Below are 527 nucleotides of genomic sequence, written 5' to 3'. Positions count from 1 at the left end.
AAATAAGGCACCGACCTACTCTCACGCCTGTTACGGCAATACCATCGGCTCTGGCGGGCTTAACTGCTCTGTTCGGAATGGGAAGAGGTGGACACCGCCGATATAGGCACCTGAATACCTTCTGTAGTTATCAGCTGTCAGCCGCCAGTTATCAGCAATGTACATCACGCATATCTATCGCGCATACTCCCTGACCACTGGCCACTATCTACTGACCACTAAATGAAACGACATATAACGGCAGAGGGAAAACGAAACGAAAAGCGGACAGCAGAAACTGAGGCATGGAAAGCTTCGGGCTATTAGTACCGCTCGGCTTTGGCATCTCTGCCTTTACACCTGCGGCCTATCGACGTGGTAGTCTGCCACGGCCCTATAAGGAAGCCTTATCTCGCGGCGGGTTTCGCACTTAGATGCTTTCAGCGCTTATCCCGACCCGACGTAGCTACCCAGCAATGCACCTGGCGGCACAACTGGTTCACCAGAGGTCGGTCCAGCCCGGTCCTCTCGTACTAAGGCCAGACCCG

The 527-nt window shown here is 54.1% G+C and carries 2 rRNA genes; both read right to left on the bottom strand.

What is annotated here, in order from left to right:
* Positions 1-2: 2 nt before the first annotated feature.
* Positions 3-114: ribosomal RNA gene (gene rrf, locus G5B00_RS17920) — 5S ribosomal RNA — on the bottom strand.
* Positions 115-282: 168 nt separating this feature from the next.
* A 23S ribosomal RNA gene (locus G5B00_RS17915) occupies positions 283-527 on the bottom strand; the annotation flags it as partial.

This window comes from Parapedobacter sp. SGR-10, from assembly GCF_011030405.1.
In the GTDB taxonomy this organism is placed as follows: domain Bacteria; phylum Bacteroidota; class Bacteroidia; order Sphingobacteriales; family Sphingobacteriaceae; genus Sphingobacterium.
The sequence above is the reverse complement of the archived record's forward strand: the minus strand, read 5'-3'. Positions and strand labels throughout refer to the sequence as shown.